Source organism: Rhodococcus sp. p52, from assembly GCF_000763325.2.
In the GTDB taxonomy this organism is placed as follows: domain Bacteria; phylum Actinomycetota; class Actinomycetes; order Mycobacteriales; family Mycobacteriaceae; genus Rhodococcus; species Rhodococcus pyridinivorans.
This window is the reverse complement of sequence record NZ_CP016819.1, coordinates 787,249-813,910: the sequence shown is the minus strand read 5'-3', so window position 1 is coordinate 813,910 and position 26,662 is coordinate 787,249. Positions and strand designations below refer to the sequence as shown.

The window sequence follows — 26,662 nt, the reverse complement described above, 5'->3', positions numbered from 1 at the left end:
GGGAGAGCGGCTCAGGACGAGGGTGGGACCTCCAAGGGGACCGGTCGGGGACGGGACAGGGTCGCGCGCGCCGCGCGGGCGACGGCCTCCCGGTCGTAGGAGACGACGTACTCGAACTCCCGCTCGCCGCCGGCCGTTCGACGGTGCAGGTCGAGGGCAGAGAGCGCGCACGCGAACGACTCTCCCAGGAGGATGACGTTCCACTCGTCGACGAGGGGATCGTGCGGCTCGATCGGGACGAGGTCCGGGCCCGAGGTGCTCGTGCCGAACCCGACCGCGAAGACCGCGACGTGCGCGAGGGTGTCGGCCATCGACAGCCATCGTCTGCGTGCGGCCCCCGTGAAGTGGTCGTGGTGCTGGAAGGTGCCGAGGGCGATCGTGTCGGGTCCCGCCTCCCCGGCTCGCGCCTCGAGGTCGGCGCTCATGGACACGAGCAGACCCTTGCCGCTCCGCACGCGTTCCCGACCGGCAGACAGGATGCGGAAGGGCGCGGCGGTCGCGTCGTCGAGCGGCGCACTCCAGGTGGGTTCACGGAACAACCCGCCGCGCGGCGACGAAGGGCCGGCTTCACCCTCCGCAACGTGTAGTGCTGTACCGCAACCGAAATCGATACCGTGGGCGAGGGCCGCCTCGCGATGAAGGTCGGAGTCGACGCCCTCGGCGAGAACGACGGAGTTCGTGCGCTCGCAGTGGGCCCGCAACGACAGCAGGGTAGTGGCGGCCCGCAGGTCGGATGCGACGAGCGCCTCGGCCGGTACGACGACCACCTCCGGCTCGACCAGAGCCAGGACGACCGTGGCGCGGGACGCCGATTCCGCGATGCGTACCGCCACGGCGAATCCGCGCTCGCGCACAGCGGCGATCCGGTGCAGGACCGTCGGGGGATCGGCGAACACCTCGTGCTCGTCGAGCAGTGCGACGGCATCGCGTCCGGCCACCGGCCTGTGCGCGAGGTCGGTCAACGGCATCACAGCCGCGACGACCGTGCCGTCCACGAGGTCGTGGATCGTGCTCGCGTGCATGACGTGCCGCCTTCCCGCATCACGCGGCGGTCCGTCCGCCGAGCATCACGCCGGACGCGCGCAGGCTCGCAGGATCCGGGGCGTCGTCCGTTGCGGACATCCTGCCAGCCGCCACGTCGGTCACGTGGACGGGATCACCGCAGATACAGGCGGACCTTGTCGATCTCGTTGCGCAGCAGGTCGATCTCCTCGGCGGTGGGATCCTCGGTCAGCGTCAGCTCGTCGGAGACCTTCAGATCCCAGCCGGTGGCGGCGCGGACCTGGTCGACGGTGACACCGCGGTGGATGCTGGTCAGTTCGAGTTCGTCGAAGGAATCTTGCCGCGACAGCACGCCCAGACTGGTGAACACCTTCGTCACCCCGCGGCCGCGGGGCATGATGCCGACGCCCGCCTCACGGGCGCGCACCGGGCTCGGGGTCGTGCAGAAGTCCAGTTCGGCGGGGAAGGCACTCGGATCGTGGCGTCGCATGATCACGAACACCTCGCCGGCGTTGGGCATGATCTCGACGGCTCCGCCGCCGCCGGGCAGGCGCACGGTGGGCTTGTCCCAGTCGCCGATGATGCTGGTGTTGAGGCTGCCGTCGCGGTCGATCTGCGCCGCCCCGAGGAACCCGACGTCGACGTTGCCGCCTTGGAGCACGTACCCGAACAGCGACGCCATGGACACCACGGATTCGGCGCCGGAGACCACGACGGAGTCGGCGATGCCCTCGGCCATCGCCTCGGGGTGCGCACCGCAGACCCCGGATTCGTAGATCAGCTCGACGTCGGGGTTCGACGTGCGGGCGGCGAGGTCGACGGCGAGGGTGGGCAGACCCACCCCGGCGAAGACCCGGGCCTTGCCGGCCAGGGCCCGCGCGGCGACGGAGACGATCAGTTCGGTGGTGGAGAAGGTTTCGGTGGTGGTCACTTTCGGCTCCCGTAGTCGACGGTCCCGGAGGGGCGCGGCGCGACCTCGAGGTCGGCCCAGTACTCTTCGCCCAGTTTCTCGAGGTATTCGGCGTGATCGGCGGTGGTGAGGACCCATTCCTTCAACCAGGTGCGCAGTTGCTGGGGGTCCTTGCTGATCGCGGTCCATCGGCGGTAGAACGCGCAGTCGCGGTCGTGTGGCGGGAGGACGACGACAGTGTCGCGCTGCGGGAGGTTCTCCGCCTCTCCGAGGAAGCGCTGCCGACTCCGGATTGACCGGGGCCGCCCGGCGACTGCGCCGGCCGGCCCCGAGTGCGAGCGATCCGTCCTAGGCATGGACGCGATCTCGTGGGGTGTCGTCGGTTCCCGGAGTACGGCGGTCGTGCTCGGCCGCCTCCGACTGCTCGAGGGCGAGTTCGTCGGCGTCGGACTTCTCGGCGACCGAGGGTGCCTTCGGGTCGTATCCGGTGCGCTCGAGCAGTGCCAGGGTGCACACGAGGGAAACCGCTGCGTAGCAGGCCGCCGCGATGGCCACGCCGGTGACGTCACCGGACGAGTTGAGCAGGTACTGGGCGAGAACCGGGGTGCCACCACCGACGATCAGCGAGCACAGCTGGTAGGCGAGCGACAGGCCCGAGTACCGGATGTTTGCCGGGAAGGCGCGGGCCAGGATGCCGGCGATCGCGCCGTAGAACATCGAGTGCGGAATCGTCGCGAGGCACATACCGATCACGGCGACCGCGAAGGTCTCGGTGCGGATCGCGAAGAACATCGCCGGCATGAGGAACAGCCCCGGGACGATCATCAGGAGCATGGCCCTGCGCATGTCGATTTTCGACACCAGCACGGCACCGAACGGCTGCACGATGAACTGCACGACGAGGGCGATGGCGATGATCGCGAGGAAGGTGCCGCGCTCGTAACCGAGTTCGCTCGTCGCCCACGACAGCGCGAAGGTGTTCTTGAAATAGGTCACCTGGGCGAGGGGCAGTGCACCGGCGCCGAGCAGGACCAGGACCCAGTGCTTGCGCAGCACTTCCTTGATCGGGAGCTTGACGGTCTTCTTGCGTGCCAGAACGGCTTTCATCGCGTCCGATTCCTCGAGCTCGAGGCGGATCACCATGCCTATGACGACCAGCACGCCCGACAGCAGGAACGGGATGCGCCAGCCCCACATCATGAACTGCGGGGTGGGCAGCGCTGCGAGGAAGAAGAAGGCCATCGTCGACAGCAGGTTGCCGGCGGGCGAACCCTGCTGCGCGAACGCCGAATACAGGATTCCCTTGCCCTTCGGGGCGTTCTCGCTGGCGATGAGGACGGCGCCGCCCCATTCGCCGCCGACCGCGACGCCCTGCACGATGCGCAGGAAGACCAGCAGGACCGGCGCCCACATTCCGATCTGCGCGTAGGTGGGGAGCAAACCGATGCCCACCGTCGCGATGCCCATCATGACGAGCGTGATGACGAGGGTGTTCTTGCGTCCGAGGCGGTCTCCGAGATGGCCGAAGATGACGCCACCGAGTGGTCGGGCGAGGAAGCCGGCCCAGAGGGTGACGAACGCGAGGAGGGTCGCGACACCGCTCGAGAGTTCGTCCGAGAAGAAGACCTGGCCGAACACCAGCGCGGCGGCCGTGCCGTAGATGTAGAAGTCGTACCACTCGATGGTGGTGCCGATGAAGGAGGCGATACCGGCCTTGCGGGCCTTCCTCGCGATCTCCTGATCGGTGGGTGTGGACGAACTCATGCGCCCTCCGTCTGCTACGCCCCCGGACGAGGCGGGTGGAATGTGGTCTGCGTCTCAACAGAGAGTGGCAGGGCTCGGCTTTCCAGTCCAATACCCAATAGGACCCGAATCGATACCGCAGAGGTATTACTGGGGAGTCCGTGTTCGTCCTGGTAGACATGCAGCGACGCCGGATGGGGGAACCGCGAACGCGAAAGGACATCAGGTGACGAGCGACCGAACCGATCGGACCGAGGTGGAGGTTTCTGCCGGCCTGCCGCTGGAGGGCATCACTGTGGTGAGCCTCGAACAGGCGGTCGCCGCGCCCCTCGCGACGCGCCATCTCGCAGACCTCGGAGCCCGTGTCGTCAAGGTCGAACGCGTCGGCGACGGCGACTTCGCGCGCGCCTACGACGGTGCCGTGCACGGCCTGGCCGCACACTTCGTCTGGCTCAATCGCGGCAAGGAATCGTTCGCGGTGGATCTCAAGGCTCCCGAGGGAATCGATGCGGTGAAGGCGCTGATCCGCGGTGCGGACGTCTTCTTGCAGAATCTCGCTCCCGGCGCGGTGGAGCGTCTCGGACTCGGTGCCGACGACCTGCGTGCCGACCACCCGGAACTGGTGGTGGTCAACATGTCCGGTTACGGCACCGACGGACCGATGCGCGACCGCAAGGCCTACGACATGCTCGTGCAGTCCGAGACCGGCCTGTGCTCGATCACCGGCACGCCCGAGACTGCGGTGAAGACGGGCATCCCCACCTCGGACATCGCCGCGGGCATGTATGCGCTCACCTCCATCCAGGCGGCGCTGTTGCGCCGGCACCGCACGGGCGTCGGCGCGACGATCGACGTGTCGATGTTCGACGCGACCGCCGAATGGCTCGGTTATCCGATGTACCTGCAGATGTATCAGGGGCGGCAGGTGCCGCGGATGGGTCTGTCGCACACGTCGATCGCGCCGTACGACAAATACCCCACCTCGGACGGCGAGATCCTCATCGGCGTGCAGAACGATCGGGGCTGGCGCACGCTCACCGATGTGCTCGGCATGCCCGAACTGGGCGATGATCCGCGCTACGCCACCAATCTCGAGCGGGTGCGTCGCCGCGAGGACGTCGATGCGCTGGTCGGGCAGGCCACCAAGCAATTCACCAGTGCGGAGCTCGACGGCAAGCTCGCCGACGCCGGTGTGCCCGCCGCGCAGCTGCGGGATCTGCGCGGGCTCATCGAGCACCCCCAGCTCTCGACGCGCGATCGCTGGCGTGAGGTGCAGACCGAGGCGGGGACGGTGCGTGGCATCCTGCCGCCGATGAACTTCCGCGACGTCGAACTGCCGATGGGCGCGGTGCCGGGGCTCGGTCAGCACACCGACACGGTGCTCGCCGCTCTCGGGCTCACCGACGAGCAGATCGCGGGCCTGAAGAAGGCCGGCATCGTCGGCTGATCCGCCCCGCTGGTCCGCTCGGCCTCGCCCGCTCGCCAAATGTGCGGCCATAGCTTCCGGTGCTTATAGGTATCCGAAGCGACTGCCATCGTCGATTCTGATGGATCCGCGCTGCTCAAGGATTGACGATCCCCGCCGGGTACCGAAAAATGGCCGTACAAACACTCGTTCGACGAGTGCGGGTCCGCGATGACCCGATGGGCAAGGAGGCGGCGATGTACGGATCCGGCGACCGTGACTGGGTGGTCGCGGCGCGGTGCCGCGGGGTGGACACGTCGATGTTCTTCCCTCAGCCCGAGGACGGCCGTGGTGCGGTGCTCCGGGCCGAGCGGCAGGCGAAGGAGGGCTGTCGCTCCTGTCCGGTGATCGACGCGTGCCGAGTGCACGCCGTGCGCACCGGAGAGACGCACGGCGTGTGGGGCGGCATGAACTACGCCGAACGGCGAGCGTTCGAACGTGCGATGAAACTCGGTCGCCTCCAGTCGGTCTGACGCTGTCAGCCGACATTGGTGACGGGGATCAGGCCACCGGTGACGGAGGCGCCCGCATCGGAGATCAGGAACTCGATGACCTTCGCGATGTCGGCCGGCTTCGACCAGCGGCTCGTGTCGGCGTCGGGCATCGCGGCGCGGGTGGCCGGGGTGTCGATGACGACGGGCAGCAGCGCGTTGACGCGGATGTGGTCGTCGCGGTACTCGAGCGCCATCGTCTCGACCAGCGCCGACACCGCAGCCTTGGAAGCGATGTAGGGGGCGCCGCCCGGGAAGGGGTTGAGCGTCGCGGCGGTGGAGATGCAGACGATCGATCCACCGCCGCGGCGGATCAGGTGGGGCAGCGCCGCCTGGCTGACGGAATAGGCGGTGCGCAGGTTGAGATCGAGCTGGGAGTCGAGGACCTCGATCGGAGTCTCGTGCACCCGAGGTCCGGAGGTGAAGCCGCCGACAAGATTGACGACGCCGAAGAGGGGAGCGTCGGGGTCGTCGCACGCCAGGTTCAGGGCGTCCTCGAGTTGTTGCTCGTCGGAGACGTCGGCCTGGACGAGTTGGAGGTTCGGATGCATGCCCACGCGCTCGAGCTCGTCACGGACCAGCCACGGCACCACGACCCGCCATCCGGTGTCGAGGAGATGTTTCGTCACGGCGCTGCCGAGGCCGCCGGTGCCACCACTGACCAATACGGTGCGAGCCATCTGCCGGTATCCCTTTCGAGCGAGCCGTCTGCCGTGCTCCAACCGTACGTCGGTGCGCGAGAGGAACGATACCGCAGATCGGAAATGATGTTCTTTTCTGGTGGGTGGGACGGACGGCCCCTGAGCTGCAGTGACGGGTGGATGTGCTGCCCGCTGAACGACTTCGTACGAAGATCATGACGAACAAACGACGCAAAGTGGAAGGACGGTCGATGACCGACATCGAGGCAGAATTCGTTCACATCGGAGGTCTGCGCGCCTATCTGGCCAGGCCGCTCGGCGGTGCCACCGGAGGAATGCTGCTGCTGCCCATGATCACCGGCATCGACGCCCAGGTCCGCGAGTACGCGCACGACATCGCCGGAACCGGTGTGACCGCGCTCGTCTGGGATCCCTGGCACGGACCGAGCGCCGACGACACCTCGCGCGAGGAACTCGTGGAGTTGATGCGGGGCCTCGACGACGAGAAGTGCCTCGCGGAGATGGCGACCCTGCTCGACCATGCCTTCGGTGAGCTGCGCCTGGAGAAGGTCGGCGTGATCGGATGGTGCCTCGGCGGACGCCTCGCCCTGATCCTCGGCGCCCGCGACACGCGGGTCGCGAACGTCGTGGCCTACCCCCCGTCGATCGCGGTGCCGCCCGCCCCGAACCACACGATCGACGCCGTCGAACAGGCAGGTCGCGTCGCTGCACCCGTCATGGTGCTGCACGCCGGCGCCGACACGATCATGAGCGCCGAGACCTTCGCGAACCTGCAGGCGACGCTGCAACAGCGCGAGACCGGCGCGACCATCACCCACGTCTACCCGGGCGCCGAACACGGTTTCTCCTCCCGCGACCGGCACGGCAATCCCGTCAACGCCGACGCCTACGCCGTGTCGTGGCCCCAGGCGTTGAGCTTCATCGGCGACACCGTCCGCTCCTGACGCGTTCGCTACAAAGTTGGCTTTCCGCTGCGGTGATTGCCGGCAATTGCTGTAGCAGAAAGCCGATCTTGTAGCGGATGAGCAGAATTTTTCGGGAGAAACGGTTGCACATGCGCGCGTGAGGGCCACGATGGAGCGCATGGCGTCGAGCGCGAAACTCGAACAGGTCGTCATCCGCATCGCCGGCGACTCCGGCGACGGCATGCAACTCGCCGGTGACAGGTTCACCGCCGAGGCGGCGGCCTTCGGCAACGACCTTGCCACACAACCCAACTTCCCCGCCGAGATCCGCGCACCTCAGGGCACTCTTCCCGGGGTCTCGAGCTTCCAGATCCAGATCGCCGACCACGACATCCTCACCGCCGGCGACCGGCCCGACGTGCTGGTCGCGATGAACCCGGCGGCCTTCAAGGCCAACGTCGGCGACCTGCCCCGAGGCGGCACCGTCATCGTGAACAGCGACGAGTTCACCAAACGGAACCTGAGCAAAGCGGGCTACGACGCCGATCCGCTCGGTACCGACGCCGTGCAGCATCTGACCGTCCACGCCCTGCCGATGAGCCCCCTCACCGCCGGAGCCGTCGACCCCGCCGGTGTGGGCAAGAAGGACGCGCAGCGCTCGAAGAACATGTTCGCGCTCGGTCTCCTGTCGTGGATGTACGGGAGGCCGATCGCGCCGGTCGAGACGTTCCTCGAGCGCAAGTTCACGTCGAAACCCGACATCGCGCACGCGAACGTCCTCGCCCTGCGCGCCGGCTGGAACTACGGCGAGACCACCGAGGCGTTCGCCGCAACCTACGAGGTGGCCCGCGCGGCACTGCCACCCGGGACGTACCGGCAGATCACCGGCAACACCGCCCTCGCCTACGGTCTCGTCGCGGCGGGTCGCGCGGCGGGGATGGACGTCTTCCTCGGCACCTACCCGATCACGCCGGCCTCCGACATCCTCCACGAACTGAGCAGACTCGGACGCTTCGGAGTGCACACCTTCCAAGCCGAGGACGAGATCGCGGGTATCGGCGCCGCGATCGGCGCGTCCTACGGTGGCGCGCTCGGGGTCACGAGCACGTCGGGTCCGGGAATCGCCCTGCAATCCGAGGCCATCGGTCTGGCGGTGATGACCGAACTGCCGCTGATCGTCGTCGACGTCCAGCGTGGTGGACCGTCCACGGGCCTTCCGACGAAGACCGAACAGGCCGACCTGATGCAGGCGATGTTCGGCCGCAACGGCGAATCGCCCGTCGCGATCGTCGCTCCGCAGTCACCCGCCGACTGCTTCGACGCCGCACTCGAAGCCGCGCGCATCGCCATCACCTACCGCACCCCGGTCATGCTGTTGTCCGACGGTGCGATCGCCAACGGATCCGAACCGTGGCGGATCCCCGACATCGACGACCTGCCCCGCATCGATCCGCGCTTCGCCGCGTCGCCGGGTGACGACGATCCCGGCTACCTGCCCTCCGCCCGCCACGCCGACACCCTCGCGCGCGACTGGGCGATACCCGGCACCGCAGGTCGCGAGCATCGGATCGGCGGACTCGAGAAGGCCGACGGCACCGGCGACATCTCGTACCACCACACCAACCACGAGCTGATGACCCGACTGCGGGTCGCGCGGGTGGCCGGCATCGACGTCCCGGATCTCGACGTCGACGACCCCACCGGCGACGCCGAGGTGCTCGTGCTCGGCTGGGGTTCGTCGTACGGGCCGATCGGGGAGGCCGTGCGTCGCGCCCGGCGAGCGGGGCATGTCGTCGCCCGCGCGCACCTCCGGCACCTGGCGCCGATGCCGAAGAATCTCGGCGACGTGCTCGGCCGCTACCGGCGCGTGCTGGTCCCGGAGATGAACCTCGGTCAGCTGTCCTTCCTGCTGCGGTCGCGGTTCGATGCCGACATCCAGCCGGTGACGAAGGTATCCGGCATGGCGTTCCGCGCCGACGAACTCCACGACGCCATCGAAGCCGAGTTCGCCGGAACACTCGCCGACACCGAACGATCCCGGACGCCGGCCGCGGTCGCCTCGTCGACGAAACTCGACCCGACAGCAGAGAGGGCACGAGCATGACCGGACTCCTCGGCCACGATCTCGGACTCCGCCCGCACACCGACGCACTCGACGGTGTGCCCCGGACGGACGACCCGCAGAAGGCGAAGGACTTCACGTCCGACCAGGAAGTGCGGTGGTGTCCGGGTTGCGGCGACTACGTCATCCTCGCGACGGTCCGCAGCCTGCTGCCCGAATTGGGTGTCCGGCGTGAGAATCTCGTGTTCGTCTCCGGTATCGGATGCTCGTCGCGCTTCCCCTACTATCTCGACACCTACGGTGTGCACTCGATCCACGGACGCGCCCCGACACTCGCGACCGGTCTGGCGGTGACGCGTCCGGATCTGTCGGTGTGGGTCGTGACCGGCGACGGCGACGCCCTGTCGATCGGCGGCAACCATCTCGTCCACGCCCTGCGTCGCAACGTGAACATGCGGATCCTGTTGTTCAACAACCGGATCTACGGCCTGACCAAGGGGCAGTACTCGCCGACCTCGGAGGTCGGCAAGGTCACCAAGTCCTCACCCGGTGGGTCGGTCGACGCGCCGTTCAACACCCTGTCGCTCGCGCTCGGCGCCGAGGCGTCCTTCGTCGCACGTGCTCTCGACTCCGATCGCGCCGGACTGACGGAGGTCCTGCGCGCGGCGGCACACCATCGCGGTGCGGCCTTCGTCGAGATCCTGCAGGACTGCCCGATCTTCAACGACGGCTCGTTCGACGTGTTGCGCAAGGACGAAGCGCCGTCGCACCTGATCCCGCTGCGGCACGGCGAACCGATCATCTTCGGCGTCGACGACGAGCGGTGCGTCGTCCGAAAGGGTTTCGGTCTGCGTGTGGCGCAACGCTCCGAGGTGGACGCCGCCGACATCGTCGTGCACGACGCGCACACCGACGACCCCGAATACGCGTACGCGCTGTCGCGGCTGTCGGACCAGGACCTCCGTTACGTCGTCACGGGGATCGTGCGGCAGGTCGGGCGGACGACCTACGACGACGCGGAGCGCGCTCGGGTGCGGACCGCGCGGGAGTCCGGCACCGCCGACCTGCAGCAGTTGCTGCGGGGCGACAACACGTGGACCGTGCCCTGATGCCCGTATCCGCTACCGTCCTGGCTATTCGCCGCCGCAATTGCTGTGGCGGATGGTCGAAGTCGTTGCGGATCGGGTATGTGTGAACAATTTGTTGACAACAACTTGCTCACGCGCCGTCCTGGGATCATGTCCGAGGAAGGTTTCACCCCACCCGATCCGCGTCGCGAACGCGCCCATCGTGAGTACGCGCGGCTGTTCCGGATCGCCGAACGGCACGGCAGCACTCCCGAACAACGGGCCAGGCAGTCGCACCCCGAGATGCTCGACCCGCTCGGCGCCATCCGTCTCGTCAAACGAGTCGACGCATAACGACGAAACCGACATTGTTCGCGATTTCCCAAACGATTTCGCGCACAACGTCGGTTTCGGCAGGGGCTGTCAGGCCATGAGTGCGGTGAACCGCCAATCCAGCACGGGCGCCGGCTCGGCACCGCCGCGGTTGCCATTCGCGGCACCGCCGCGGTGCGCGTGGACGACCGACCGCAGGTTCAGCACGCCACCGCCCTCGGCGAGGGGCTCGGCGGATTCGACGTGCAGGTCGCTGGTGAGGGTGTCGCCCTCCTGCACTGGACCGGTGTGGTCGCACGACTTCCAACCCAGCACCGTCACGAGATTCGGCAGCGCGCGCGTCGCCTGCGAGAAGGCCAGGCCGATGGTGTGGCCGCCGTACACGAGACGACCCGACGCGCCGACCCGCTCGTCGTGGTGCGTCGCCGCGATGTTGAGGCTCAGGCGCGCGAGTTCCGGTGCGCTCGAGACGACATCGCCGCTGGACTGCAGCACGGCACCGGCGAGGGACTTGTCGAAGTGCTCGCCCGGCACCTTCGACCGGTAGACATCCAGATCCCAGTCGGCGGGCGCGGACCACTGCGGTTCGTCCTGCGGTCCGATGGCCGAGAGGTCGTCGGAGTGCACGACGCGGTCGGGGTCGGGGTTCTCGCTCAGCGGCAGCATCGCGCAGCGGTAGAAATCGAGGACGGTGTTGCCGTCCTGATCGACCGTGTTCATGCGCAACGCCGCGAGACCGGTGGGCCTGCGTCCGGGCTTCGCCGAATTCTCCTTCAGTCCCACGACTTCGGTGGTGGTGTAGAGGGTGTCGCCGATGTGCGGGAAGCGGCGGAAACGCAGGCCGCGGTAGAAGAGGTTGGCCTTGACGTGGTGCGTGACGAGCGTGGACTGCCCGATCGCGATGTCGGTGACGAAACCGGCGTGCGCGACCGGCCCACCCGCGACGGCGGCCGAGAGGTGCTTGTCGAGCGGAAGACGCAGGCGGTCACCGAGAATGCTCTGGTGCGCGGCGGCGAGGCCGTCGGTGAGCGTCACGGCGGGGGCGGGGTCGAAGACCTGGCCGACGGTCAGTTCGTCGAAATAGGGTCCGCCGACGTACGAGGTGGTCATGGCTTTCAGGCTCCGATCTTCGACAGGGTGCGGCGGGCGGCGACGGCGACGGCCTCGTCGAGCATCTGCCCGTCGAGCTGGGCGGCTCCGGCGCCGCGGTTCTCGGCTTCCTCGAGCGCGGCGAGAACCTTGCGGGCGGCGTCGACCTGATCGTCGGTGGGAGTGAAGGCCGCTGCGGCAGAGGTGATCTGCGCGGGGTGGATGACCCACTTGCCGTCGAATCCGAGATCGGACACCCACTGCACCGAGTGACGGAAGGCGTCGTCGTCGGCGATGCCGAGGAACGGGCCGTCGATCGCCTGGACACCCGCAGCGCGGGCGGCGTGCAGCACGCGGTCCTGCACGTAGAGCCAGTGCTCGGGCGCGGCGGTGCGAGCGCGGCCCAGGGAGGCGCCGAGGTCGGCGTAGCCGATGATCACGCCGGCAACCCGGGGCCCGGCGACGATCTCGTCGATGCGCTGCACGCCGGCGGGGGTCTCGATGAGGGCCTGCACCGGGACGGTCGAATCGCCGAGGATGCGGTCGGCCTCGACGAGGTCGTCGGCGCTCTCGACCTTGGGGATCACGATCGAGGCGAGGGCGTCGCCGAGTGCGGCGCACGTGCGCAGGTCGTCCTCGAACCAGGGCGTGCCGCGTCCGTTGATGCGCACGGAGACGGTGCGTGCGGCGCCGTGTTCGCGGACCAGGGGAGCCACGAGTTCGCGGGCGGCGTCCTTCTGGGCGGCGGTGACGGCGTCCTCGAGGTCGAGGACGACCTCGTCGACGGCGGAGGCGAGGGCCTTACCGGCTTTGCGTTCGTCGGAGCCGGGGGCGACGAGAACGGCGCGCCGGCGGAGGTGTTGCTCGGAAGACACGGGGACCTCGGGGAGTTCGGTCGGCAATGACGGCGCTAAATGTACGGCCATTGTTGGCGGTATGCCACCCCACGGAGAGGTGTGCTCATAGGAAGGTGCAGTCGTTCGTATCGTCGAAAACTCTGCAATCACGCCTTCGAATGACGGTTTTTGCATTGACAACGTCCGAACTCGGTCCACAAAATGGCCGTACAAAGTTGCCGGGTCCGTGTGGCCCGTCCCCAACGAAGGATGCCCCGTGACCTACCTGAACGACGAAGAGACTTTTCTGGTCGAGACCGTCCGCGACTTCATCGATCGGGAGGTCAAGCCGTCGGTGCAGGAGGTCGAGCACGCCAACGAGTACCCCGAGAAGTGGATCGAGCAGATGAAGCAGATCGGCATCTACGGGCTCGCCGTGCCCGAGGAGTACGGCGGCTCGCCGGTGTCGATGCCCTGCTACGTCCAGGTCACCGAGGAACTCGCCCGCGGATGGATGTCGCTGTCGGGTGCGATGGGCGGGCACACCGTCGTCGCCAAGCTGCTGACCCTGTTCGGCACCGAGGAGCAGAAGAGCAAGTATCTGCCCAAGCTCGCCACCGGTGAGATCCGGGCGACGATGGCGCTGACCGAGCCCGGCGGCGGCTCCGACCTGCAAGCGATGACGACGACCGCCAAGCGTGACGGCGACGAGCTGGTCATCAACGGTGCCAAGACGTGGATCACCAACGCGCGTCGCTCGGGGCTGATCGCGCTGCTGTGCAAGACCGACCCCACCGCGCAGCCGCGCCACAAGGGCATCTCCGTCGTGCTCGTCGAGCACGGCCCGGGCCTGACCGTCTCACGCGACCTGCCCAAGCTGGGTTACAAGGGCGTCGAGTCGTGCGAGCTGAGCTTCGATGGCTACCGCATCTCCGCCGACGCGATCCTCGGCGGCGAGCCCGGCAAGGGCTTCGCCCACATGATGAAGGGCCTCGAGACCGGCCGTCTGCAGGTCGCCTCCCGCGCCCTCGGTGTCGCGACCGCTGCACTCGAGGATTCCCTCGCCTACGCGCAGCAGCGCGAGAGCTTCGGTCAGCCGATCTGGAAGCACCAGTCCATCGGCAACTACCTGGCGGAGATGGCCACCAAGCTCACCGCGGCCCGGCAGCTGGCGCGCTACGCGGCGGAGAAGTACGACAGCGGCGAGCGCTGCGACATGGAAGCCGGTATGGCCAAGCTGTACTGCTCGGAGATCGCGATGGAGATCGCCCTGAACGCGGTGCGCATCCACGGCGGCTACGGCTACTCCACCGAGTACGACGTCGAGCGCTACTTCCGCGACGCGCCGCTGATGATCGTCGGCGAGGGCACCAACGAGATCCAGCGCAACGTCATCGCGAGCCAGCTCGTAGCACGCGGCGGACTGTGACGACCGGCCGCTAGGATCGGTCCGTCATGGACTACAAGGTGCGGGAAACGGAACCGGCCTACGCGCAACTCGCGCGCCAGCTCCGGGAGGCCGTCGAGGCGGGACGGTACAGCGACGGCACGCGGCTGCCCACCGAGGCCGAACTCGCCGAGGAACACGGCGTGAGCCGGCAGACGGTGCGTCGCGCCTTCCAGGATCTCGTGGCCGACGGCATCGTCTACCGTGTTCCCGGCCGCGGCACCTTCGCGAACGAGTCGGGCCGGCGTTATCGGCGCCAGCTCGGCTCGATCGAGGATCTGCTCGCTCTGTCGGCCGACACGGTCATGCAGATCGTCTCGCCGTTGCGGCGCGGGGTCGACATCGATGCGGCGAGCCGGCTCCGCCTCGACACCGACGTGCTGTACACCGCGGTCTTCAAGCGTCTGCACGACGGAATCCCCTTCGTACTCACCACCGTTCATCTGCCCGAACCCGTCGCCGCGCACGTACTCGACTCGCCGGAGCTCCAAGCGGGTGCGTCCAGCCGGAACACGATGATCGGCCTGCTCGAACCCCATCTCGACAGTCCCATCGTCGAAGCCGCACAGTCCATCACGGTCGCGCTCGCCACCGAACAGGTGGCGACCGAACTGAATTGTGAAGTAGGACATCCCTTGCTGCGCGTCGACCGGTTGTACTCGAACGACGATGGCGTGCCCACCGAGTTGTCGGTGAGTTACTTTCTGCCCGAGCACTACACCTATCGCGTCCCCCTCAGGCGAGCCGGTCTCTGACCGTCGCCGCACATCGACAGGAGCAACAATGCGGGTTCTCAACGGAATCGACGAGGTCGAGAAGGCCGTCGGCGAGCACCTCGGCTACAGCGATTGGCTCGAGATCGACCAGAAGCGCATCGACCTGTTCGCCGAGGCCACCGGTGATCACCAGTGGATCCACGTCGACCCCGAGCGTGCGAAGGACGGCCCGTACGGCAAGACCATCGCCCACGGTTACCTGACCCTGTCGCTGCTGCCGGTGCTCGGCACCCAGATCTTCTCCCTCGAGGGCCTGAAGATGAAGGTCAACTACGGCAGCAACAAGGTTCGCTATCCCGCGCCGGTCCCCGTCGGCTCGCGGATCCGTGCCGGCGCCGAGTTCACATCGCTCGAGCGCACCGCCAAGGGTGCGAACCTCGTCGTCGGATACACCATCGAGATCGAGGGTGGAGCGCGTCCGGCACTGGTCGCCGAGACGGTGGTCGTTCTCGTCCCCTGATCGTCAGGAGATCTCGATCCGGAGGATGCGGTCGTCGTCGTCGGTCGGGCTGCCGCGACCGTCCCGATTGGACGTCGTCAGCCACAGTGAGCCGTCCGGCGCGGCGACGACGGTCCGCAATCGTCCGTACTCGCCGACGAAGAAGTCGGTCGCGGTGACTGCGGTGTCCTGCACATCAGTATCCGGGATATCGATGCGCCAGAGGCGTTCTCCGCGCAGGCCTGCCATCCACAGGCTGCCGTCGAACCATGCCAGGCCCGACGGCGACGCCTGCGAGACCGGCCAGGTGAGGACCGGATCGACGAATTCGCCGGAGCCCCCGGCCCCTTCGGTCACGGGCCAGCCGTAGTTCGCACCGGCCGTCACGAGATTCAGCTCGTCGACGTCGTTCTGCCCGAACTCCGACGCCCACAACCGTCCCCGGTCGTCGAATGCGAGTCCCTGCACGTTGCGGTGACCGAGCGAGTACACCGGCGACGCCGGATCTGGGTTGTCGGGCGCGGGTTCGCCGTCGCCGGTGATGCGAAGAATCTTGCCGCCGAGTGATTCCGGATCCTGGGCGAGTTCGCGCTCGCCCGCCTCGCCGGTCGCGACGTACAGCATCCCGTCGGGACCGAAGATCATCCGCCCGCCGTCGTGGATCCGTCCGGCCGGGATACCGTCGAGGATCACCTCCGGTTCGGCGAGCGTGGTGCCGTCGAAAACGGCTCGGAGGACCCGGTTGTCGCTGCCGGTTGTCACGTACAGGTACACGAAGCGGTCGGTGTCGAAGGTCGGCGACACCGCGATTCCCAGCAGTCCCGATTCGCCCTGCGCGAGGGTCTCTCCGACGCGACCGACCTCGCGGACCTCGCCGTCGGTGATCTCGACGATCCGGCCGGTGTTGCGCTCGGTCACCAGTGCAGAACCACCGGGAAGAAAAGCAACTCCCCACGGAGTGTCGAGACCGGACGCGACGGTGCCGGTCACGCGCGGAGTACCTGTCCCGGGCGTCGAGGGCTCGGTGACGGTACGGCTCACCCCGGCGGGACCCTCCTCGACGGACGGACTCGACGGGGACGCACATGCCCCGAGGTACACGGCTGTTGCTGCGGCGGCCAAGCCGGCGAGAAGTGTCCGCGACATGGGTCGATCCTCTCTTACCGAGGTCCGTTCCGTCGGCGAATTCCCGGCGCTCGGAGTCAGGACGAGAACGCGAGCCGGACCTGGGTCTTGCCGAGCACCCGCCGGTCGTCGACGGATACGGTGATATCGATCCGTGCGGTGCGCTCCGCCTCGTCGAGGTGGCCGACCTTCGCAGACACCGACAGGACGGCACCGTGCATCGGGTCGACCACAACGGGTCGCGTGAACCGTGTCTCGTAGGAGACGCCCACGGTGGGATCGCCGAGCCGTTCCGTGAGGGTCTGCAGGGCGAGGGCTGCGGTGAGCATTCCCTGGCAGAGCACGCCGGGGAGCCCTTCGCCGGCTGCGACGACGTCGTCGTAGTGGATCGGGTTGAAGTCGCCCGAGGCACCGGCGTAGCGGACCAGATCGCTGCGGGTCACCGTCAGTTCGGTCTTCGCGATGACCGCACCGACCTCGAGTTCGTCGAATCGTATTGCGGTGCCGAGTGTCATGCGTCGTCTCCTCGGTGAAGCAGTGTCGAAGTGACTACCGCGACCAGATCGTCCGTGTCGTCCCGGATCTCGCAGATCGTGGACAGGATGTGGTTGCCGGCGCGTTCGGTGACCTCCGTGATGGTGAGCGTCGCGGTCAAATCGTCGCCGGCCACGATCGGGCGCCGGTGCTCGACCTTCTCCGACCCGTGCACCACCCGGTGCAGCTCGAGACCGGTACCCGGCGTCTCCAGAAGCTGTGTCACCGACGGACTCTGGACGACGGTGGTGAAGGTCGTAGGAGCCACGACATCAGGGAAGCCGGCGGCCCGGGCTGCCTCCGGGTCGAGATGGATCGGATGCGTCGATCGGACGGCGCGGGCGAATTCCCGGATCTTCTCCCGGCCGACGAGATAGGACGTCGGCGGAAAGATGCGTCCGGCAAGGTCGGGGTTCAGCGGCATCAACGCAGCGTAGCGACGTACGGGGAGGATCGGTGTCGTGTTCGTGACCTACACGCCGAATTCGAGGTGATCGTGTGGGGACCGTCTCGGGATCACGTGTTGCACCCTCGTGCCGCGACCTTCCATCGCTCGACTACCGCGTCGCCGGAGACCGTGATCAACTCGTCCGCGAGGTTCACGGCATTGCACACGTGGTTGGGGATCACCCGCACCCTGTCGCCGAGTTGTGGGCGGGTCGATGCCTCCGGCCACTGCACCGTCGCGTGATGCTCCGACAGTGCGGTGATGCGCGCGTCCGGTTCCCCGAGGATGCGTCCGTACCCCGTGGCCCACGCGGCTCGATCGGCGCCGAGCACCTTGGAACCGGCATCGAGCACGATCACCTCGTCGCGAGCGGAAACGACGGTCGCCAGGGCGGTCAGCGCGATGTCGGATTCGCTCACCGCGCCGAGTTCGAGTTGCTGCGCATCACCGAAGACGTACACGCCGGGACGCAACTCGGTTGCAACCGTGGGCACGTCGAGATGTGCCGTGGGGGAGGAACCCCCACTGATCACGGTCGGCTCGATCCCCGCTGCTCGTAGCGACGCCGCTGCTGCCGCCAGTGCGTCGGCTTCCTCCCGTGCTGCGCTGTCGGGCGCGTCGGGTGCGTACGAGTGGCCGGGGAAGGTGAAGACGCCGCGCACGTCGAGGCCCGCCTCGCGGGCCGCCGACGCCACGGTTCCGGCCTGTTCGGGCAACACGCCGGTGCGGTGGTGCCCGCTGTCGATCTCGACGAGCACCCCGATCGCGGTGCCGGCGTGCTCGACGAATTGCCGGGCTCCGGTCGCGGAATCGATCCCGACCGTCAGGCGCACCCGGTCGGTCAACGCGCGCAGCCGTGCACCGCGGGCAGCGTCGACCCACAGCGGGTACGCGACGAACAGGTCGTCGAAACCCTCGTCGGCGAAGACTTCGGCTTCGGAGACGGTCGCGACCGTCAGGCCGCGGGCTCCCGCACCGAGCTGGCGTCGTCCGATCTCGGAGCACTTGTGCGTCTTCGCGTGGGGTCGCAGCGACAGGCCTCGTGAGGCGGCGGACTGCGCCATCCGCGCGATGTTGCGGTCGAGGATGTCGCGGTCGACGAGCAGTGCCGGGGTGGTGTCGAGGTCCATGGCCGAACCGTAGACCGTCGGAACCGGGAATTTAGAGAGTGCGCGGCCTCTTTTTCATGTACCCTCGCGCCATGAGTGGTGTGGATCACAATTATGGGGATTTCGACGTCATCGTCCGAGGTGGTCTCTGGTTCGACGGGACGGGCGCACCCGGCGTCGTCCGCAACCTCGGTATCCGCGACGGAGTCGTCGTCACCGCGACCTCCGACGACCTTCCTGCCGGCCCGAACACCGAGGTCGTCGACGCGCACGGCCGCTGGGTGATGCCGGGCTTCGTCGACACCCACACCCACTACGACGCCGAAGTGCTCGTGGGTCCGGGTCTGTCCGAGTCGGTGCGGCACGGCGTCACGACCGTGCTCATGGGCAACTGCTCGATCTCGACGGTCTTCGTGCCGCCGGTCGACGCTGCCGACCTGTTCAGTCGCGTCGAAGCACTCCCGCGCGAGCACGTCCTCTCAGCCCTCGAGAAGTCCAAGACTTGGAGCACGCCCCGCGAATACATCGAGGCGCTGAACAAGCTTCCGCTCGGCCCGAACGTGACGGCCTTCGTGGGACATTCGGACGTCCGCGCGTCGGTGATGGGGCTCGGACGCTCTACCGAGTCGGCGAACCGACCGACCCGGGCCGAACTCGCCGAGATCGACGCCCGCATCGAGGACGCCCTCGACGCGGGCTTCCTCGGCGTGTCGACGATGACGAACCCGTGGGACAAGATGGACGGCGACCGCTATCGCTCGCGCACCCTGCCGTCGACCCACGCGTCGTGGTCGGAATTCCGCCGCCTGCACAAGATCCTGCGCCGACGCGGTCGCACCCTGCAGGCCGTGCCGAACCTCAACACCAAGTACGACGTCGTGTTCTTCGCCCTCGCCGGCACGGGCATCGGGCGCAAGCCGATGAAGACGTCGGTGCTCGCAGCGGCCGACACGAAGGCCGAACGGTGGGTCAACCGCATCTTCGGTCCGATTGCATTCGCGGCCAACCGGATCGGCAAGGGTGCCTTCCGCTGGCAACACCTGCCCACGACCTTCGAGGTGTACTCCGACGGCATCGACCTCGTCGTCTTCGAGGAATTCGGATCAGGCCGTGCCGCACTGCATCTGCAGGACGAACTCGTCCGCAACGACCTGCTGCGCGACGAGGCCTACCGCCGCTGGTTCCGGCAGGACTTCGAGAAGAAGTTCTCACCGCGCGTGTGGCACCGCGATTTCGACGACACCCGGATCGTCGAATGTCCCGACGCCTCGCTCGTCGGCCGGTCGATCGGCGACGTCGCGCGCGAGAGGAAGCTGCATCCTGTCGACACCTTCCTCGACCTCGTCGTCGAGTACGGCAGGAAGTTCCGGTGGCACACCGTGATCGCCAACGACCGAAGCAAGGTCGCCGACCGGCTCATCCGCACGCCCGGCGTCACCGTCGGGTTCTCGGACGCCGGCGCCCACCTGCGGAACATGGCCTTCTACAACTTCGCGATCTGCCTGCTCCGCCGCGTCCACGACGCCGAGAAGAAGAGCGTCCACGACGCCGAGAAGGCGGGCAGGCCGTTCCTCCCGCTGCCCGAAGCCGTCCACAAGCTCACCGGCGAACTCGGCGACTTCTACGGAATCGACGCCGGCCACCTGCGGGTGGGCGACCGCGCCGACTTCGTCGTCGTCGATCCTGCCGGACTGAACGCCGACGTCGATGCCTATCACGAGTCGCCGCTCGAGGAGTTCGGCGGAATCCGCCGCATGGTCAACCGCAACGACCGCGCGGTGACGGCGACGGCGGTCGCCGGCCGGGTGGTCTTCCGCGACGGCGAGTTCGTGCCCGGTTACGGACATACCGTCGGCACCGGCCGGTTCCTGCGCGCCGGGGTGGAGGAGCGCGGACCCGCGCCGATGCGCATCTCGGCGGGTGAGCCCGTCGCGTGAGTGCATCCGTAGTACGCCGTACCCAGCAGGAGCGCAGGGAGGAGACGATCGGCCGCATCCTCGACGCGACCATCACTGCCCTCGCCGAGCTCGGTTGTACCGCGACCACGATCGGTGAGGTGTGCCGGCGCTCGGGGGGGTCGTCGGGTGGGGTGTTCCGGCACTTCCCCACGCGACTCGACCTGATGATCGCGGCGGCCGACGCCGTCCGGGAACGCCAGTTCGCGAACTTCGAAGCGGGTCTCGCGGCGCTCGGTGACGAGCACGCGGACATCTCCGAGTCGCTGCGGGTGTGCCTCGAACTGCTGCGCACCGCCTGCCGGGCCCCGATGAACGCAGCCTGGTACGAACTGCTCGGCGCGGCGCGCACCGACCCGGCGTTGCGGGAGCATCTAACGCCGATGGCCGAGCGCTACCACGCCCAGATCGTCGATCTCGGCAGGTCGCTGCCTGTCGCGGCACGGTTCCCGGCCGACGTCTTCGACACCCTCCTGCTGTCGCTCGTGCACATGTTCGACGGCGAAGCGCTGGCGTCGACGGTGCATCCGCAGCCGGAACTCGAGGTGCGACGGATCGAACTGATGGCCCGGATGTTGGCGCTCGTCACATCTGACATAAGTTCGAATAATGAGCAATAGTGGATCTGCTCCTCAGTGGTTCGTCGACGCCCTGGCCACGCCCGTCGAGACCGGGAAGGTCGAGGCAGCCGGTGCGACCATCGCCTACCGGGCGTGGGGCGAATCCGGTCTGCCGGGCATCGTGCTGGTCCACGGCGGCATGGCGCATTCGGGGTGGTGGGACCACATCGGCCCGCAGCTTGCCGCCGGACGTCGTGTCGTCGCGCTCGATCTGAGCGGTCACGGCGACAGTGACCACCGCGAGCACTACACCCTGGAAGCGTGGTCCGCGGAGGTCGTCGCTGCGGCCCGCGCCGGCGGTATCAGCGGTCCACCGGTCCTCATCGGTCACAGCATGGGCGGGATCGTCTCGTTCGCCGCCTCACATCTCCACGGCGACGAACTCGCCGGTGTGGTGATCATCGATTCGCCGATCCGCGACATGACGCCCGAGGAACTCGAGATGCGCGCGAAGGCCGTCGCGAACGCCGGACCGCCGAAGGTGTACGCCGCGGCGGAGGACGCCGTCGCCCGATTCCGCCTCGTGCCGCCGCAGGACGACGCCGAACCCTACGTGCTCGAGCACATCGCCCGCGGATCGCTGAAGCAGGTCGACGGCGGCTGGTCGTGGAAATTCGACAATCTCCGCATGGGACGTGAGGGGCGCCGTAGCCTCGAGGCGATGAGTCCGGGATGCGCCGTCGCCTACTTCCGCTGCGAACGCGGCATCATCGACGACGCGCTCTACGGGCGGATGGTCGACAATCTGGGTCCTGATGCGTTGTTGATCGATCTTCCGGCCTCGGGCCACCATCCGATGATCGATCAGCCGCTGGCCGTCGTCGCCGCAGCCCGGACGCTGCTGGCAGCCTGGGGGAGATGACCGCATGAATCCGCTCCGACCGGTCGCCGTCCGTATCGGAGCGTTGCCGTGGTTGCCGCGGTATTCACAGCCGATCATCGCGGTGGACAAGACCATCCAACGGGCCACGCGCGGCAAGGTCACCCTGCTCGCGATCGCGGGACTGCCCTCGCTCGTGCTCACCGTGAAGGGCCGCAAGAGCGGGGTGCCGCGGTCCACACCGCTGCTGTGTGTGCCGCACGACGGGGGATGGCTCGTGGTGGGGTCGAACTGGGGACACCCGAAAGCCCCGTCCTGGGCGATCAACCTGCGCGCGGCCGACCAGGCGCAGGTGCTGTACGACGGGCACGAGCACGCGGTGTCGGTGCGGATCGCGGAGGGCGACGAACGCGCGCGGCTGTGGCAGGGGCTGCTGGAGACGTGGCCGAACTACGCGCTGTACGCGAAGCGCACCGACCGGGTGCTCCCCGTCTTCGTACTGACGCCGCTCGAGTCCTGATCGCAGGTCAGAGCGGGCGGTCGGCTTCCTCGACGCTCACCGGCCTCCGCCGTTCGCGCAGCAGGTGCCGCGCCGCCCAGTCGAGCCAGAACCCGAGGAAACCGATCACGACGATCACGGCCATGACCTGGTCGTAGGCGAGCTGGTCGCGGGCGTTGAGGATCTGGTAGCCGAGACCGGACCGCACGCCGAGCATCTCGGCGGGGACGAGCACGACCCACGCGATACCGAGACCGACCCGCAGACCGGTCTGCACCTGCGCGCGGATGGCCGGCAGGACGACGGTGATGAGCAGTTCGAGTCGCGTCGCACCGAACGAGCGGGCCACCATCAGATAGCCCTGGTCGATGCCGTGCACACCGGCCGCCGTGTTGATGACGATCGGCCAGATCGCGGCGGCGGCGATGAGGAAGAATACGGGCTGGTGGCCGATGCCGAACAACGCCACGGCGATCGGCGCCCACGACAGCGGCGAGATCATCCGCAGGAACTGCATGATGGGCATCGTCGCGCGCTCGACCAACGGGTTGAGTCCGATCAGCAACCCGAGCGGGATGCCGAGCGTCGCGGCGATCAGCAGACCCACCAGCAACCGCCACAGGCTCGCGAGCGTGTCGGGCAGCAGGACGCCGCGTGCGAACAGGTCGACGATCGCCGGGAAGACGTACTGCGGGGCGAAGTCCCGCACGAGCGAATCCGGCGCGACGAGCACCGTCGTCACCAGCCACCACAAGGCGATCGCGATGACGATGGCGACGGCCTGGGGGACGAGGGGCAGCTGCCGGACGGTGCGGGCCGTCTCCGGCGCCGTGCCGGTCGGGGCGCTCACGAAGGATCGACCTCCTCTGTGCGGGTGAGATCGGCGGGAAGGCCGAAGGCATCGGTGCCGTCGACGCGGGTGAGGGATGTGCGGACGAAGCGGTCGTCGACGAGGTCGTCGTGCACCGTCGCAGGGTCGAGACGAGAGAGGAACCGTGTGTCGCCGTCGACGACGGTGTCGTGCATCGCCTCGATCAGTGCCGCGGTGAAGGTCGGGAAGGGGAACGGCTGGTACCCGATGCGTTGCGGCTGCCACTGCGGGTGCATCGTGCCGGCCTCGCGGTCGGGATAGGTGAGGGCCTTCGTGATCGCGGGCAATGGCTGCGGAAGGTATCCGGCGGACAACATCGCGGCCGCGGCCTGACGGTCGGCGCCGATCTGCAACTGGGCGGAGACCACCGAGTCGGTGAGGGACTGTACGGCGACGGGGTCGCGTTCGATCAGGTCCTCGTGCACGAGCAGGGCGCAGCACGCGTGGTCGCGCCACACATCACCGAGGAAACGGTGGATCCGCCCCACCCCGCGGACCTCCGCGGCGGCGTTGAACGGATCGGCGACGGTGAACGCGGCGATCGAGCCGTTCGCCAGGGCCGGGATCATGTCGGACGGACCCATCACGACGAGGCCCACGGTACGGGCGGACTTCGACGGCGCCTCCCGCACGACCGGTGTCAGTCCGTGCGCCCGCAACAGCTGTTGCAGAGCAATGTTGTGGATCGACCACCAGAACGGGATCGCCACCGTCTGACCTGCGAGATCGCTCAGGTCGGTGATGTGCGGGGCGACCGTCAGCGCCGAGCCGTTGGTGTGGTTCCAGCCGAGGATCCGCACGGAACTACCCAGGCCGTACCGCAACTGGACCGCCATGGGCATGAGCAGGTGCACGACGTCGACGCGCCGGCTGATGAAGGCTTCGGCGAGCGACGCCCAACTGCGGAAGAGCACCGGCTTCGCGGAATCGACGACGCCGGAGGGATACAGGCTCGACCCGTGCGCGACGAGCAGCGGCGCGGCGTCGGTGATCGGCAGGTAGCCGATGCGCAGTTGCCCCGTGCGATTGGCGCGGTCGGTGGTCGCGGTGCGCGCGAGGTCGATCGTGCCGGCAATACCCCCGGCTGCCGCGAGGCCGAGCGCACCGCGCATGAGGGTGCGACGGCTGAACAGGCCCGGATCGGTCATGTCGCGGACAGCGACGAATCGCGGTAGTGCGCCAGGATGGCCGGACGCAGCGCGTCGCGGTCGAGCGCAGACATGCCGCCGAGCGCCCATTCCTGCTGCACCACACCCGAACTCCCGAACAGTGCGATGCGGTCGGCGAGTTCGAGCGCCTCGTCGATGTCGTGGGTGACGAGGACCGTCGTGAAACCGAGATCGCGCGCGAGTTCGCCGAGCCACGACCGCAAATCGGAGCGGGTGGCCGGGTCGAGGGCGCTGAACGGTTCGTCGAGCAGCAGCAGTCGCGGACGCACCGCGACGGCGCGGATGACGGCGATGCGCTGGGCCTGACCACCGGACAGCTGGTCGGGGTAGTAGCCGGCGAGCGCGGAGAGGCCGAAACGCTCGAGGAGCGAATCGGCGTAGGCGGTGTCGAACCGCTCGCGGTGCGCGGCGAACCGTCCACCGAAGGCGATGTTCTCGCGCACGGTGAGCCACGGCATCAGGAAGGGCTGCTGGAAGACCATCCCGGTGTGCGGACGGTTGTCGCCCTCGGTGTCGGGCCAGTCGACGGAACCGCGATCGAGGTGATCGAGACCCGCGACGATCCGCAGCAGCGTCGACTTGCCGCTACCGCTGCTGCCGAGCACCACGAGGAACTCGCCGGCCGCGATATCCAGATCCACCCCCTGGAGAACCGGGCTACGGCGACCGGCGAAACTCTTGTATCCGTTCGCTATTCGTACTGCGACAGTTCCCACCGCAGCTGTCCTTCCGACGGCGATTGAATGGGCAGGAAGGCCGCCTCACGGAATCGGCGGTTGGTGGCGCTGGCCGTCGCGTATCCGGCACCGCCGCGCAGTGTCGCTTCGAGGCGGGTCGCGGCGACGGCGACGACCGAACCGTCGAGACGCAGGCGGATGAACTCCGCAGGAGCGATCGAGGTGGGATCGGTGGCGAAGCGGTACAGCCGTTCGCGCAGTGACTCGTACTGCGCCGAAAGCTCTTCGTACTCACCGGTGAACTGCTCGCCCAGTCCGTGCAGACGGCCGACGGCCTCAGTGAGCGATGCGCGTGCCATGCCGACGCAGAACGAGGTCTGCAGCATCATGAAGGTGGGCCGGATCGAACCGCAGAAGTTTGCGAGATCCTCGGTGAGGATGTGCGACTGCGGAATCCGCACACCATCGAGCTTCAGCGAGGTCGACGACGTGGCGCCGAGTGCGAGCAGTTCGGGTGAATCCGCGATGGTGATGCCCTCGGCGTCGGCGCGGACGACGGCGACGAGGCGATCACCGTCGGCGGTGCGGGCCGGGAAGACGATCACCGAGTCGGGAAAGACGTTGGACGCCCAGTGGATCGGGCCGGTGACGGTGATGCCGTCGTCGGTTCGTTCGGCGACGGGGGGGAGCTCGCCGAGACCGGCAAGATGCTTGAGCGCCGCGGCCATGGCGGTGACGCCGATCGTGCGGCCGGACGCGAGGTCGTCCCGGTAACGATCGCGCAGGAACTGCGGTGCGCGATCGATGTATTCGAGCGCCATGCGCTGCGCCCACAGCGAGAAGCCGACGGTGAGCGATTCGGCGGCGACCTCGTCGATGACCGCGACCATCTCGGAGAGACACTCCCCGCTCAGCCCCTTGCGGAGCAGGCCGAGCTCGCCTGTACGGGCGATGTCGGTGCGGATGTCGGTTTCTCCGCGATCGAGAGCAGCTGCGCGATCGCGTACGAACTCTGCGATCGCCGCGCGCTGTTCCTCGCTCGTCCGGTCAATGGCCGCGGTCATCGGATGCTTATCCTTCGAGGGAGTGGAGACGGTCGATGGGCGTGCTGACGACCTCGCGGGCGCGCACGACGGCGGCCTCGTCGGGGGCGTTGTAGAAGCACAGGCACTTGTCCATGTCCTCGCGGACGTAGGTGCGCAGGAAGCTCACCTCGGGGACGTCGGCGTACTTCGGTGAATTCGCCTTCTTGCGCGCGAGGTAGGTCTCCATGTCGATGGTGTCGGGGATGTCCCACTCGACGAGGTAACCGGCCTCGGGGCGGGTGGCCTTGATCTGGTCGAGCTCGGCGCCGACCAGACGGACCTCGTTCGGGCCGACGATCTCGGCGACATCGAGGGAGGCCGACTCGAGCTGGGCGGGGCGGCAGGCGTCGAACTCGGCGATCGCGAAGACACGCGTGCCGCCAGTGGTGACCTGCGATTCGATCAGTTCGCCGCCGGCGGCGACGACAGCATCGTCGAAGGCCTTGATGGCAGCTTCGGCCTGGCCCTCGGTGGGGACGAGTTCGTAGAGATACAGCGACATGGGGTCACCTTCCGGGAAAGC

General features: G+C 68.0%; 28 protein-coding genes and 1 pseudogene. 13 read left to right on the top strand and 16 right to left on the bottom strand.

The genetic code is table 11. The features are described 5' to 3' along the window. Nucleotides 1-11: 11 nt before the first annotated feature. The 4 genes and pseudogenes from IM25_RS03565 to IM25_RS03550 all read right to left on the bottom strand — a co-directional run bounded on the left by IM25_RS03565 (nucleotide 12) and on the right by IM25_RS03550 (nucleotide 3,676). Nucleotides 12-1,022: a DICT sensory domain-containing protein gene (locus IM25_RS03565; protein WP_019290832.1), complete on the bottom strand. Its 1,011-nt coding sequence runs from the start codon at nucleotides 1,020-1,022 to the stop codon at nucleotides 12-14. Nucleotides 1,023-1,156: 134 nt separating this feature from the next. Further along, a complete protein-coding gene (locus tag IM25_RS03560) occupies nucleotides 1,157-1,933 on the bottom strand; it encodes a 3-oxoadipate--succinyl-CoA transferase subunit B (RefSeq protein ID WP_006553723.1) in 777 nt (258 codons plus the stop codon). Next, nucleotides 1,930-2,154 (bottom strand): annotated as a pseudogene (locus IM25_RS27430) (CoA transferase subunit A); the annotation flags it as partial. The gene IM25_RS03560 and the pseudogene IM25_RS27430, both read right to left, overlap by 4 nt. A gap of 106 nt (nucleotides 2,155-2,260) precedes the next feature. Then, on the bottom strand, nucleotides 2,261-3,676 hold the full coding sequence (locus tag IM25_RS03550; RefSeq protein ID WP_019290834.1) for an MFS transporter: 1,416 nt from the start codon (nucleotides 3,674-3,676) through the stop codon (nucleotides 2,261-2,263). Nucleotides 3,677-3,881: 205 nt separating this feature from the next. Between IM25_RS03550 and IM25_RS03545 the strand changes: the two genes are divergently transcribed. Continuing rightward, entirely contained in the window at nucleotides 3,882-5,102 is a 1,221-nt protein-coding gene (locus IM25_RS03545; protein WP_019290835.1) for a CaiB/BaiF CoA transferase family protein, read from the top strand. 215 nt (nucleotides 5,103-5,317) lie between these two features. Next, on the top strand, nucleotides 5,318-5,593 hold the full coding sequence (locus IM25_RS03540; protein WP_269466034.1) for a WhiB family transcriptional regulator: 276 nt from the start codon (nucleotides 5,318-5,320) through the stop codon (nucleotides 5,591-5,593). A gap of 5 nt (nucleotides 5,594-5,598) precedes the next feature. On the opposite strand, the gene IM25_RS03535 is transcribed toward IM25_RS03540, so the two are convergent. Continuing rightward, nucleotides 5,599-6,291, bottom strand: coding sequence for an SDR family NAD(P)-dependent oxidoreductase (locus IM25_RS03535; RefSeq protein ID WP_065995752.1), 693 nt, complete (start codon nucleotides 6,289-6,291; stop codon nucleotides 5,599-5,601). Between the two features lie 212 nt (nucleotides 6,292-6,503). On the opposite strand from IM25_RS03535, the gene IM25_RS03530 reads away from it, so the two are divergent. From IM25_RS03530 to IM25_RS03515, 4 genes are all read left to right on the top strand, one after another. Further along, a complete protein-coding gene (locus IM25_RS03530) occupies nucleotides 6,504-7,217 on the top strand; it encodes a dienelactone hydrolase family protein (protein ID WP_065996460.1) in 714 nt (237 codons plus the stop codon). A 130-nt stretch (nucleotides 7,218-7,347) separates the two neighbouring features. Further along, nucleotides 7,348-9,282, top strand: coding sequence for a 2-oxoacid:acceptor oxidoreductase subunit alpha (locus tag IM25_RS03525; RefSeq protein WP_065995751.1), 1,935 nt, complete (start codon nucleotides 7,348-7,350; stop codon nucleotides 9,280-9,282). Beyond that, nucleotides 9,279-10,349, top strand: a complete 1,071-nt coding sequence (locus IM25_RS03520) for a 2-oxoacid:ferredoxin oxidoreductase subunit beta (RefSeq protein WP_006553715.1) — start codon at nucleotides 9,279-9,281, stop codon at nucleotides 10,347-10,349. The genes IM25_RS03525 and IM25_RS03520 overlap by 4 nt, the downstream gene beginning before the upstream one ends. Nucleotides 10,350-10,478: 129 nt before the next feature. Further along, nucleotides 10,479-10,661 (top strand): hypothetical protein, encoded by a 183-nt coding sequence (locus IM25_RS03515; RefSeq protein WP_232333389.1) that lies wholly within the window; start codon nucleotides 10,479-10,481, stop codon nucleotides 10,659-10,661. A 69-nt stretch (nucleotides 10,662-10,730) separates the two neighbouring features. Here the strand turns inward: IM25_RS03515 and IM25_RS03510 are convergent, their stop codons facing one another. Continuing rightward, nucleotides 10,731-11,750, bottom strand: a complete 1,020-nt coding sequence (locus IM25_RS03510; protein WP_065995750.1) for a MaoC family dehydratase — start codon at nucleotides 11,748-11,750, stop codon at nucleotides 10,731-10,733. A gap of 5 nt (nucleotides 11,751-11,755) precedes the next feature. Next, nucleotides 11,756-12,631 carry an HpcH/HpaI aldolase/citrate lyase family protein gene (locus IM25_RS03505; RefSeq protein ID WP_006553713.1) on the bottom strand — a complete coding sequence of 292 codons (876 nt, stop codon included), beginning with the start codon at nucleotides 12,629-12,631 and terminating at the stop codon, nucleotides 11,756-11,758. A 211-nt stretch (nucleotides 12,632-12,842) separates the two neighbouring features. On the opposite strand from IM25_RS03505, the gene IM25_RS03500 reads away from it, so the two are divergent. From IM25_RS03500 to IM25_RS03490, 3 genes are read left to right on the top strand one after another with little or no spacing between them, the layout of a single operon-like run. Further along, on the top strand, nucleotides 12,843-13,994 hold the full coding sequence (locus IM25_RS03500) for an acyl-CoA dehydrogenase family protein (protein ID WP_019290840.1): 1,152 nt from the start codon (nucleotides 12,843-12,845) through the stop codon (nucleotides 13,992-13,994). A 26-nt stretch (nucleotides 13,995-14,020) separates the two neighbouring features. Continuing rightward, nucleotides 14,021-14,767: a GntR family transcriptional regulator gene (locus IM25_RS03495; protein WP_065995749.1), complete on the top strand. Its 747-nt coding sequence runs from the start codon at nucleotides 14,021-14,023 to the stop codon at nucleotides 14,765-14,767. A gap of 28 nt (nucleotides 14,768-14,795) precedes the next feature. Beyond that, nucleotides 14,796-15,248 carry a MaoC family dehydratase gene (locus IM25_RS03490; protein WP_019290842.1) on the top strand — a complete coding sequence of 151 codons (453 nt, stop codon included), beginning with the start codon at nucleotides 14,796-14,798 and terminating at the stop codon, nucleotides 15,246-15,248. A 3-nt stretch (nucleotides 15,249-15,251) separates the two neighbouring features. Here IM25_RS03490 and IM25_RS03485 read toward each other — a convergent pair whose 3' ends face one another. From IM25_RS03485 to IM25_RS03470, 4 genes are all read right to left on the bottom strand, one after another. Next, nucleotides 15,252-16,373 carry a PQQ-dependent sugar dehydrogenase gene (locus IM25_RS03485; RefSeq protein WP_033096327.1) on the bottom strand — a complete coding sequence of 374 codons (1,122 nt, stop codon included), beginning with the start codon at nucleotides 16,371-16,373 and terminating at the stop codon, nucleotides 15,252-15,254. A 56-nt stretch (nucleotides 16,374-16,429) separates the two neighbouring features. After that, nucleotides 16,430-16,867 (bottom strand): MaoC/PaaZ C-terminal domain-containing protein, encoded by a 438-nt coding sequence (locus IM25_RS03480; RefSeq protein ID WP_065995748.1) that lies wholly within the window; start codon nucleotides 16,865-16,867, stop codon nucleotides 16,430-16,432. After that, nucleotides 16,864-17,310, bottom strand: a complete 447-nt coding sequence (locus IM25_RS03475) for an FAS1-like dehydratase domain-containing protein (protein WP_019290845.1) — start codon at nucleotides 17,308-17,310, stop codon at nucleotides 16,864-16,866. Before IM25_RS03475 ends, IM25_RS03480 begins: the two co-directional genes overlap by 4 nt. Nucleotides 17,311-17,402: 92 nt before the next feature. Further along, a complete protein-coding gene (locus tag IM25_RS03470) occupies nucleotides 17,403-18,464 on the bottom strand; it encodes an alanine racemase (protein ID WP_019290846.1) in 1,062 nt (353 codons plus the stop codon). A gap of 71 nt (nucleotides 18,465-18,535) precedes the next feature. Between IM25_RS03470 and IM25_RS03465 the strand changes: the two genes are divergently transcribed. From IM25_RS03465 to IM25_RS03450, 4 genes are read left to right on the top strand one after another with little or no spacing between them, the layout of a single operon-like run. Next, nucleotides 18,536-20,380: an N-acyl-D-amino-acid deacylase family protein gene (locus IM25_RS03465; protein ID WP_033096408.1), complete on the top strand. Its 1,845-nt coding sequence runs from the start codon at nucleotides 18,536-18,538 to the stop codon at nucleotides 20,378-20,380. Beyond that, a complete protein-coding gene (locus IM25_RS03460; protein WP_065995747.1) occupies nucleotides 20,377-21,018 on the top strand; it encodes a TetR/AcrR family transcriptional regulator in 642 nt (213 codons plus the stop codon). The genes IM25_RS03465 and IM25_RS03460 overlap by 4 nt, the downstream gene beginning before the upstream one ends. Continuing rightward, nucleotides 21,008-21,880 (top strand): alpha/beta fold hydrolase, encoded by an 873-nt coding sequence (locus IM25_RS03455; protein ID WP_019290848.1) that lies wholly within the window; start codon nucleotides 21,008-21,010, stop codon nucleotides 21,878-21,880. The genes IM25_RS03460 and IM25_RS03455 overlap by 11 nt, the downstream gene beginning before the upstream one ends. A gap of 4 nt (nucleotides 21,881-21,884) precedes the next feature. Then, entirely contained in the window at nucleotides 21,885-22,358 is a 474-nt protein-coding gene (locus IM25_RS03450; protein WP_065995746.1) for a nitroreductase family deazaflavin-dependent oxidoreductase, read from the top strand. A 7-nt stretch (nucleotides 22,359-22,365) separates the two neighbouring features. Here IM25_RS03450 and IM25_RS03445 read toward each other — a convergent pair whose 3' ends face one another. Genes IM25_RS03445 through IM25_RS03425 form a run of 5 tightly spaced genes read right to left on the bottom strand, consistent with a single transcriptional unit; the run spans nucleotide 22,366 to nucleotide 26,641 of the window. Beyond that, a complete protein-coding gene (locus IM25_RS03445) occupies nucleotides 22,366-23,136 on the bottom strand; it encodes an ABC transporter permease (RefSeq protein ID WP_371683127.1) in 771 nt (256 codons plus the stop codon). A 47-nt stretch (nucleotides 23,137-23,183) separates the two neighbouring features. Beyond that, nucleotides 23,184-24,356, bottom strand: coding sequence for an ABC transporter substrate-binding protein (locus IM25_RS03440; protein WP_019290851.1), 1,173 nt, complete (start codon nucleotides 24,354-24,356; stop codon nucleotides 23,184-23,186). Continuing rightward, nucleotides 24,353-25,093 (bottom strand): ABC transporter ATP-binding protein, encoded by a 741-nt coding sequence (locus IM25_RS03435; protein WP_033096325.1) that lies wholly within the window; start codon nucleotides 25,091-25,093, stop codon nucleotides 24,353-24,355. Before IM25_RS03435 ends, IM25_RS03440 begins: the two co-directional genes overlap by 4 nt. Continuing rightward, nucleotides 25,069-26,118: an acyl-CoA dehydrogenase family protein gene (locus IM25_RS03430; RefSeq protein WP_065995745.1), complete on the bottom strand. Its 1,050-nt coding sequence runs from the start codon at nucleotides 26,116-26,118 to the stop codon at nucleotides 25,069-25,071. Before IM25_RS03430 ends, IM25_RS03435 begins: the two co-directional genes overlap by 25 nt. A 7-nt stretch (nucleotides 26,119-26,125) precedes the next feature. Beyond that, entirely contained in the window at nucleotides 26,126-26,641 is a 516-nt protein-coding gene (locus IM25_RS03425) for a DUF4242 domain-containing protein (RefSeq protein ID WP_016694511.1), read from the bottom strand. Nucleotides 26,642-26,662: the final 21 nt, after the last annotated feature.